The organism is Blastococcus sp. SYSU DS1024 (assembly GCF_054050795.1).
The window spans coordinates 104,428-112,738 of the sequence record NZ_JBJHAA010000013.1 but is presented as its reverse complement, the minus strand read 5'-3'; the positions used below and the strand labels follow the sequence as shown (position 1 = coordinate 112,738).

Genomic DNA, 8,311 nt, shown 5'->3' with positions numbered 1-8,311 from the left:
ACCTCCGAGACCGCTCGCCGGGCTGCCCTGTCAGGCTGGCTGCACCACTACAACAACCACCGGCCCCACACAGCGCTCGGCAACCTCCCGCCGATCACCCGCTGCACCAACGTCTCCGAGCAGTACACCTAGGCGTCGGTCAGTCGGTTCCGAGCGCCACCGACGTGGCAGCAGCGTCGGAGCTCCGTCTGCTCAGTGGTCGCCGCCGCGGAGCTGGCTCACCACGTGCGGGAGCAGCGGCCCCAGGACGGCGAGCCCGTCCCGCACCCCGCCGGTGGAGCCGGGCAGGTTGACGATCAGCGTGCGGGCGGCGGTGCCGGCCAGCCCGCGGGAGAGGACCGCCGTGGGGACCCCGTGCTCGGCGCCGTAGCGGCGGACCGCCTCGGCGATGCCGGGGGCCTCCCGCTCGAGCACCGCCCGGGTGGCCTCGGGGGTGACGTCGGTGGGGGAGAGGCCGGTGCCGCCGGTGGTGACCACCAGGTCGACGCCGAGGTCCACCGCGTTGCGCAGCACGGCCTCCAGCTCGGCGGCGTCGTCGGGCCGCACGTGCGGACCCTCCACGGCGAAGCCGAGCTCGCGCAGCCCCGTGGCGAGCACCTGACCGCTGCGGTCCTCGTAGACCCCGGCCGCGGCCCGGTTCGAGGCGGTGAGGACGACGGCGCGCGCGCCGGCGGGGAGCGCGGCGGTCACCGGGTCCACTCCCCGCTCTTGCCGCCGGACTTCCGCAGCAGCCGGACGTCGGTGATCGTCGCCCGCGGGTCGACCGCCTTCACCATGTCGATCATGGTGAGCCCGGCCACGGTGACTGCGGTGAGCGCCTCCATCTCCACCCCCGTCCGGTCGGCGGTGCGGGCGGTCGCGGTGATCTCGACGGCGTCGTCGGCGACCTCGACGTCCACCGTCACCCCGTGCAGGGCGATCGGGTGGCACAGCGGCACCAGGTCCGGCGTCCGCTTGGCCCCGGCGATACCGGCGATCCGGGCGACGGCGACGGCATCGCCCTTGGGGACGCCCTTCCCGCGGAGCAGATCGACCACCTCGGCGCTGACCAGCACCCGGCCGGCAGCGGTGGCCTCCCGGGCGGTGACCGCCTTGGCGGAGACGTCGACCATCCGGGCGGCGCCGGACTCGTCGACGTGGGTGAGGCGTGGTCCGGTCACTGCGATCCTCCTGTTCGTCTCCGCGCTCGCTCGTTCCTCGCTGCGATGCTCACTCGCTGTCGACTCACTGCAGTGCTCCCTCGACCAGCACGACGTCCAGGGAGGCGCCGGCGGGCAGTTCGGTGACGTCCTCGGGCACGACGACCAGGCAGTTGGCCCGGGCCAGGTGCGCGACCAGGTGCGAGCCGGGGCCGCCGACCTGGGAGACCTCCCCGCCCTCGTAGCGGCCGCGCAGGAACTGCCGGCGACCGGCCGGGGAGCGCAGCGGGCCGGTGAGCCGGGCGGGCACCCGCAGGCGGGCGGGCGAGGTGTGCCCCTGGGCCCGGCGCAGGGCCGGGCGGACGAACACCTCGAAGGAGACGAAGGCGCTCACCGGGTTGCCGGGCAGGGTGACCACGGGGACGCCGTCGACCGTGCCGGCGCCTTGGGGCCCGCCCGGCTGCATGGCGACCTTGCCGAACTCGACGGTGCCGAGCGTGCGGAAGGCGTCCTTGACCACCTCGTAGGCTCCGGCGCTCACCCCGCCGCTGGTGACCAGCAGATCGGCCGTGGGCAGCTCCGCCCGCACGGTGGCGAGGAACTGGTCGACGTCGTCGGGGACGAAGTGCAGCCGCCGCGGGACGCCGCCGGCCTCCTCGACCGCGGCGGCCAGGAGCGCCGAGTTGGATTCGTAGATCTGGCCCCGAGCCAGCGGCTGCCCCGGCGCGACGAGTTCGCTGCCGGTGGAGAGGACCAGCACCCGCGGCCGGCGCCGGACGACCAGCTCCGAGACGCCCACGGCGGCGGCCAGGCCCAGCTGGGCGGCGCCGAGCGGGGCCCCGGCGGAGAGGGCGACGGTGCCTGCGGTGATGTCCTCGCCGGCAGCCCGCAGGTGGCTCCCGGCGGGCGGTCGGTCGCGGATCTCCACGACGTCGGTGCCCCCGTCGGTGAGCTCCACGGGGACGACGACGTCGGCCCCCGGCGGCAGGGGGGCCCCGGTCATGATGCGGTGGACTGTGCCCGGCGCCAGCGGGACGACGTCGGTGCGCCCGGCGGGGATGTCCTCGGCCACCGGCAGCCGGACCGGGCCGCCGTCGGCGCCGGCGAGCTCGGCCCACCGGCCGGCATAGCCGTCCATCGCGGAGTTGTCGAAGCCCGGCAGCGACACCTCGGCGACGACGTCGCGCGCCAGCACCCGGCCGTGCGCCGCGGACAGGGGCACGGTCTCCTCGGGCAGGGCGGGCAGCAGGGCGTCCACCACCGACTGGTGTTCCTCGACCGTGCGCACGGGGCACATCCTCGCCCATCGCCGCGTGCCCGCCACCGGCGGTGGAAGGAGGCGCGTGGATGGCAGCGGTCGTCGTGCTGGGGCAGATCGGCCGCGATCTGGTGCTGCGGCTCCCGCAGGTGCCCGCGGCCGGTGGGTCGGCCCCGGCCACGGGGCGTCGGGAGCTGCTCGGCGGGAAGGGGGCCAACCAGGCGGTCGCGCTGACCCAGCTCGGCGTCCCGGTGGCACTGGTCGGGGTCGTCGGCGACGACGCCGCGGGACGGGACGTGCTGGCGCAGGCCGCCGCCGACGGGATCGACGTCTCGGGCGTCGTCACCCGGCCGGGCACGTCCACCGCGCTGCTGCTCGACCTGGTCGAGGACGGCGGCCGCCGGCGGCTGGTCGAGCACATCCCGCCCGGTGCGCTGCTGACCCCCGCCGACGTGGCCGGCGCGGCCGAGCAGCTGGCGGCCTGCCAGGTGCTCAGCCTGCAGCTGCAGCAGCCCGGCGCGGCGGTGCGCGCGGCGCTGGCGCGGGTGCCCCCGACGGCCCTCGTGGTGGCCGATGGCGCCCCGGAGGACCCGGCGACCCGGGAGGCGGTGCTCGCCCGCGCGGACGTCGTCCGGGCCGACGCCATCGAGGCCGAGCTGCTGGTGGGCCGCCCGCTGCCGGGTCTGGAGGACGCCCGCGACGCCGCCGCGCAGCTGCTCTCGGCGGGTCCACGGCTGGTGGCGATGGCGGTGGGTGAGCGGGGCGACCTGGTGGCCTGGCGGTCGGGCCCGGCCCCGGGCGCGGCGGCGGGGGACCGGGAGGTGGACCCGGCGTGGGCCGACGGCGAGCTCGTCGTGCCGCTGCTCGGCGAGGCCCCGGTCGACCCGACCGGAGCCGGGGACGTGTGGGTGGCCGCGCTCGTCGCCACGCTGCTCGGCCGCGGCGGGCCCGAGGACGCGGCCTGGCTCGCCGCCGCGGCCGCGTCGAGGACGGTGTCGCACGCGGGGGGCAGGCCGGCGCTGGACCCGGCCGTGCTGGCCGACGTGGTCGCCCGCGAGCGCGGCCGCTGCGGAGCCCGGTTATCGTCCGGTCGTGGCTGAGATCGACAGGATGCTCGAGGCGAACGCGGCGTGGGCGGAGAGGTTCCCCGGCAGCAAGCCGGTGGCGCCGGCGCGGAAGGTCGCCGTCGTGGCGTGCATGGACTCCCGGATGCCGCTGTTCCCCCTCCTCGGCCTGGAGGTCGGTGACGCGCACGTCATCCGCAACGCCGGTGGCGTCGTCACCGAGGACACCGTCCGGTCGCTGACCATCTCGCAGCACCTGCTCGGCACCCGCGAGATCGTGCTGGTCCACCACACCGACTGCGGGCTGCAGAAGAGCAACGACGTCGACTTCGCCGACCTGGTGGAGAAGGCCACCGGCCGCCGGCCACCGTGGGCGGCGCGGACGTTCACCGACGTCGACGCCGACGTCCGCGAGTCCATCCGGCTGCTGCAGGACTGCCCCTACCTCCTGTCGCACGAGGTGCGGGGCACGGTCTACGACGTCGACAGCGGGCGGCTGCGCGAGGTCGTCTGAGCGCAGCGTCAGCGGCTGGTATCGTGCTCGGTTGGCGCGCGTGCCGGCTGGTGCCGCGCGTGCAGAACCGTCTCCCGTGCTCGGCGAGGCGATCCCACCAGCCATCCCGACGACGACGGAGGACGCGCGCCGTGCGCACGTACACCCCCAAGCCCGGCGAGGTCGCCCGGGCCTGGCACGTCATCGACGCCACGGACGTGGTGCTCGGTCGACTGGCCAGCCAGACCGCGCAGCTCCTGCGCGGCAAGCACAAGCCCCAGTACGCCCCGCACGTGGACGTCGGCGACTTCGTCGTCATCGTCAACGCCGGCAAGGTCGCCCTGACCGGGTCCAAGCGTGAGGACAAGCGCGCCTACCGGCACTCCGGCCACCCGGGTGGCCTCAAGACCATCAACGTGGGCGACCAGCTGCGCACCCACCCCGACCGCGTCATCGAGCGCGCGATCAAGGGCATGCTGCCGCACAACAGCCTCGGTCGGCAGATGATCAAGAAGCTCAAGGTCTACGCCGGCCCGGAGCACCCGCACGCCGCGCAGCAGCCCCAGACCTACGAGATCAAGCAGGTGGCCCAGTGACCAGCGCACTGACCGTGACCGACGCCGAGGGGCGTCCGGTGCAGACCGTCGGCCGGCGCAAGGAGGCCGTCGTCCGCGTGCGGCTGCTCCCCGGCACCGGCCAGTTCAAGCTCAACGGCCGCACCCTCGAGGAGTACTTCCCGAACAAGGTGCACCAGCAGCTCATCCGTGAGCCGTTCGTGACCCTCGAGAAGGCCGAGCAGTACGACGTCGTCGGCCTGCTCAAGGGTGGCGGCGTCACGGGCCAGGCCGGCGCGCTGCGCCTGGCCATCGCCCGCGCCCTCATCGAGGTCGAGGCCGAGGACCGCCCGGCCCTCAAGAAGGCCGGCTTCCTGACCCGTGACCCGCGGGTCAAGGAGCGCAAGAAGTACGGGCTCAAGAAGGCCCGCAAGGCGCCCCAGTACTCCAAGCGCTGACCGGGGCGGTTGCGTCGGCCATGGGGGGGAGACTCTTCGGCACCGACGGCGTCCGGGGTCGGGCCAACTCCGACCTCACGCCCGAGATGGCCCTCTCGGTGGCTCGCGCCGCCGCAGGCGTGCTCGCCGACCGCGACGGGACCTCGCGTCCCGTCGCGGTCGTCGGCCGCGACCCCCGCGCCAGCGGGGAGATGCTCGAGGCCGCGGTCGTCGCCGGCCTCACGAGCGCCGGGGCCGAGGTGCTCCTCGCCGGGGTCGTGCCGACCCCGGCCCTGGCCTTCCTCACCGGCCGCAGCGGCGCCGATCTCGGCGTCATGATCTCGGCCAGCCACAACCCGATGCCCGACAACGGCATCAAGCTCTTCAGCCGGGGCGGGCACAAGCTGCCCGACGCCGTCGAGGCGGCCATCGAGCAGATCGTCACCTCCGGCTCCTCCGACGGGCACCGCCCCACCGGCGGCGGGATCGGTCGGGTCCGCGCGCTCGCCGACGGCGCCGACGCCTACGTCGAGCACCTGCTCGGCACGGCCGTCCGGCCGCTGACCGGGCTGTCCGTCGTCGTGGACGCCGCCCACGGCGCGGCCGCCACGGCCGCCCCCGAGGTCTACCGGCGGGCCGGCGCGACGGTGCACGCGATCGGCTGCGCACCCGACGGCTGGAACATCAACGACGGCGTGGGCTCCACCCACCTCGGGCCGCTGGTCGAGGCCGTCCGGGCGCGCGGCGCCGACATCGGGCTCGCCCACGACGGGGACGCCGACCGGTGCCTGGCCGTCACCGCCGACGGCGACGTCGTCGACGGCGACGCCATCCTGGCCATCTGCGCGCTGGACCTGCACGAGCGCGGGGCGCTCAAGTCCGACACGGTCGTCGCGACGGTGATGAGCAACCTCGGGTTCCACCACACGATGCGCGACGCCGGGATCACCGTGAGCACGACGGCCGTCGGCGACCGCTACGTGCTCGAGGCGTTGCGCGCCCAGGACCTCAGCCTCGGCGGGGAGCAGAGCGGGCACCTCGTCTTCCTGGAGCACGCCACCACCGGCGACGGCCTGCTCACCGGGCTGGCCCTGCTCTCCCGCATGGCCGGCACCGGCACCTCCCTGGCCGAGCTGGCCTCGGTGGTCCAGCGGCTGCCGCAGGTGCTGGTGAACGTGCCGGTCTCCGACCGCCTCGCCGTGGCCGCGAGCGACGAGGTGGCCGCCGCGGTCAACGCGGTGGAGGCCGAGCTGGGCGACAGCGGCCGGGTGCTGCTGCGCCCCTCGGGCACCGAGCAGCTGATCCGCGTCATGGTGGAGGCGCCCACGCAGGAGCAGGCCGACGCCGTCGCCCAGCGGCTCGCGCAGGTCGTCGCCGCGGTCGGCTGACCGACTGACCCGGCCTCACCCCTCGGGGCGGAGCCGCCGCGCGCGGGGACGAACGGGCCGCGGTCACCGGTACTCTCGGTGCAATGTGCGGCATCGTGGGATACGTCGGCCCTCAGGACGCGCTGGGCGTCGTCCTGGAGGGGCTGCGCCGGCTCGAGTACCGCGGGTACGACTCAGCGGGCATCGCCGTCGTCAACGGCGCGGAGCTGAGCACGGCGAAGAAGGCCGGCAAGCTGGCCAACCTGGAGAAGGTGCTGGCCGACCAGCCGCTGCCGGCTGCCACGATCGGCATCGGGCACACCCGCTGGGCGACCCACGGCGGCCCCACCGACCGGAACGCGCACCCGCACGTCTCCGGCGACGGGACCGTCGCGGTGATCCACAACGGCATCATCGAGAACTTCGCGGCGCTGCGGGCCGAGTGCGAGGCTACCGGCGTGGAGTTCACGTCGGAGACCGACACCGAGGTGGTGGCCCACCTGCTCGCCAGCGTCTACGGCGCGACCCCCGACGGGCCCGGCCGGCTGGCCGAGGCGATGCGCGCGGTCTGCCAGCGGCTGGAGGGCGCGTTCACCCTCGTCGCCACGCACGTCGCCGAGCCCGACACCCTCGTCGCCGCCCGGCGCAGCAGCCCGCTGGTGGTCGGGATCGGGGAGACGGCCGACGGCGTGGCCGAGTACTTCCTGGGCTCGGACGTCGCGGCGTTCATCGGGCACACCAAGGAGGCCCGGGAGCTCGGCCAGGACCAGGTGGTCGAGATCGACCGCACCCGAGGGCTCACGGTCACCGGCTTCGACGGCACGCCGGCCGAGCCCACGGCCTACACGGTCGACTGGGACGCCGCCGCCGCCGAGAAGGGCGGCTACGACTGGTTCATGCTCAAGGAGATCGCCGAGCAGCCGCAGGCGGTCGCCGACACCCTGCTGGGCCGCCTCGCCGAGGACGGCGAGCTGGTGCTCGACGAGGTCCGCCTGTCGGACCAGGAGCTCCGTGACATCGACAAGATCTTCGTCGTCTCCTGCGGCACCTCGTACCACGCCGGGCTGATCGCCAAGTACGCCATCGAGCACTGGACCCGCATCCCGGTCGAGGTCGAGGTGGCCAGCGAGTTCCGCTACCGCGACCCGGTGCTGGACCGGTCGACGCTGGTGATCGTCATCAGCCAGTCCGGGGAGACCATGGACACCCTGATGGCGCTGCGGCACGCCCGGGAGCAGAAGGCCCGCGTCCTGGCGATCTGCAACGCCAACGGCTCGACCATCCCGCGCGAGTCCGACGCCGTCCTCTACACGCACGCCGGCCCCGAGATCGCCGTCGCCTCCACGAAGGCGTTCCTCAGCCAGATCGTCGCCTGCTACCTCGTGGGCCTGTTCCTGGCCCAGGTCCGCGGGGTGAAGTTCGAGGACGAGATCACCGCGATCGTCGACGACCTGCGCCAGCTGCCCGAGGCGGTCGACACCGTGCTCGAGCAGATGGAGCCGGTGCGCGCCTTGGGCCGGTCGCTGGCGGACGCGGACACGATCCTGTTCCTGGGCCGCCACGTCGGGTTCCCGGTGGCGCTGGAGGGGGCGCTCAAGCTCAAGGAGCTGGCCTACATCCACGCCGAGGGCTTCGCCGCCGGCGAGCTCAAGCACGGGCCCATCGCCCTGATCGACCAGGGCACCCCGGTGGTGGTCATCGTGCCGTCGCCGCGCAGCCGCAACTCGGTGCACAGCAAGGTGGTCTCCAACATCCAGGAGGTCCGGGCCCGCGGGGCGCGCACGATCGTCATCGCCGAGGACGGCGACGACGACGTGGTCCCGTTCGCCGACCACCTGATCCGGGTGCCGCTCACGCCGACGCTCATGGCCCCGGTGGTGACGACCGTGCCGCTGCAGGTGCTCGCCTGCGAGATCGCCGACACCCGCGGCTACGACGTCGACCAGCCGCGCAACCTGGCCAAGAGCGTCACCGTCGAGTAGCCCCGCCCGCCGCTGGG

At 74.6% G+C, this 8,311-nt stretch carries 10 protein-coding genes; 7 read left to right on the top strand and 3 right to left on the bottom strand.

Annotated elements, in window-relative coordinates; all coding sequences use genetic code 11:
* Positions 1 to 132 (top strand): integrase core domain-containing protein (locus ACI79S_RS13580; protein ID WP_456593968.1); only part of this gene is annotated, 132 nt, incomplete at its 5' end.
* A gap of 60 nt (positions 133 to 192) precedes the next feature.
* On the opposite strand, the gene ACI79S_RS13575 is transcribed toward ACI79S_RS13580, so the two are convergent.
* The 3 genes from ACI79S_RS13575 to moeA form a co-directional block, all read right to left on the bottom strand.
* A complete protein-coding gene (locus tag ACI79S_RS13575) occupies positions 193 to 690 on the bottom strand; it encodes a MogA/MoaB family molybdenum cofactor biosynthesis protein (protein ID WP_456593966.1) in 498 nt (165 codons plus the stop codon).
* Positions 687 to 1,160 (bottom strand): cyclic pyranopterin monophosphate synthase MoaC, encoded by a 474-nt coding sequence (gene moaC / locus ACI79S_RS13570; protein ID WP_456590430.1) that lies wholly within the window; start codon positions 1,158 to 1,160, stop codon positions 687 to 689. Before moaC ends, ACI79S_RS13575 begins: the two co-directional genes overlap by 4 nt.
* Positions 1,161 to 1,224: 64 nt before the next feature.
* Positions 1,225 to 2,436, bottom strand: coding sequence for a molybdopterin molybdotransferase MoeA (gene moeA / locus ACI79S_RS13565; protein WP_456593965.1), 1,212 nt, complete (start codon positions 2,434 to 2,436; stop codon positions 1,225 to 1,227).
* A 50-nt stretch (positions 2,437 to 2,486) separates the two neighbouring features.
* Here moeA and ACI79S_RS13560 point away from each other — a divergent pair, with 50 nt between their 5' ends.
* The 6 genes from ACI79S_RS13560 (at position 2,487) to glmS (ending at position 8,294) form a co-directional block, all read left to right on the top strand.
* Entirely contained in the window at positions 2,487 to 3,497 is a 1,011-nt protein-coding gene (locus ACI79S_RS13560; RefSeq protein ID WP_456593964.1) for a PfkB family carbohydrate kinase, read from the top strand.
* Positions 3,490 to 3,975 carry a beta-class carbonic anhydrase gene (locus tag ACI79S_RS13555; protein WP_456593963.1) on the top strand — a complete coding sequence of 162 codons (486 nt, stop codon included), beginning with the start codon at positions 3,490 to 3,492 and terminating at the stop codon, positions 3,973 to 3,975. The genes ACI79S_RS13560 and ACI79S_RS13555 overlap by 8 nt, the downstream gene beginning before the upstream one ends.
* A gap of 131 nt (positions 3,976 to 4,106) precedes the next feature.
* On the top strand, positions 4,107 to 4,550 hold the full coding sequence (gene rplM / locus ACI79S_RS13550; protein WP_456590426.1) for a 50S ribosomal protein L13: 444 nt from the start codon (positions 4,107 to 4,109) through the stop codon (positions 4,548 to 4,550).
* Positions 4,547 to 4,966 carry a 30S ribosomal protein S9 gene (rpsI, locus tag ACI79S_RS13545; protein WP_166531810.1) on the top strand — a complete coding sequence of 140 codons (420 nt, stop codon included), beginning with the start codon at positions 4,547 to 4,549 and terminating at the stop codon, positions 4,964 to 4,966. The genes rplM and rpsI overlap by 4 nt, the downstream gene beginning before the upstream one ends.
* Before the next feature lie 20 nt (positions 4,967 to 4,986).
* Positions 4,987 to 6,333, top strand: a complete 1,347-nt coding sequence (gene glmM, locus ACI79S_RS13540; RefSeq protein ID WP_456593962.1) for a phosphoglucosamine mutase — start codon at positions 4,987 to 4,989, stop codon at positions 6,331 to 6,333.
* An 83-nt stretch (positions 6,334 to 6,416) separates the two neighbouring features.
* Complete coding sequence (gene glmS / locus ACI79S_RS13535) at positions 6,417 to 8,294, top strand: glutamine--fructose-6-phosphate transaminase (isomerizing) (RefSeq protein ID WP_456593961.1); 1,878 nt, start codon at positions 6,417 to 6,419, stop codon at positions 8,292 to 8,294.
* Positions 8,295 to 8,311 lie beyond the last annotated feature (17 nt).

Bases quoted from the DNA above. Each gene is read 5' to 3' on its own strand.
- glmM (WP_456593962.1), top strand. From the start codon at position 4,987: ATGGGGGGGAGACTCTTCGGCACCGACGGCGTCCGGGGTCGGGCCAAC.
- glmS (WP_456593961.1), top strand. From the start codon at position 6,417: ATGTGCGGCATCGTGGGATACGTCGGCCCTCAGGACGCGCTGGGCGTC.
- moeA (WP_456593965.1), bottom strand. From the start codon at position 2,436: ATGTGCCCCGTGCGCACGGTCGAGGAACACCAGTCGGTGGTGGACGCC.
- ACI79S_RS13560 (WP_456593964.1), top strand. From the start codon at position 2,487: ATGGCAGCGGTCGTCGTGCTGGGGCAGATCGGCCGCGATCTGGTGCTG.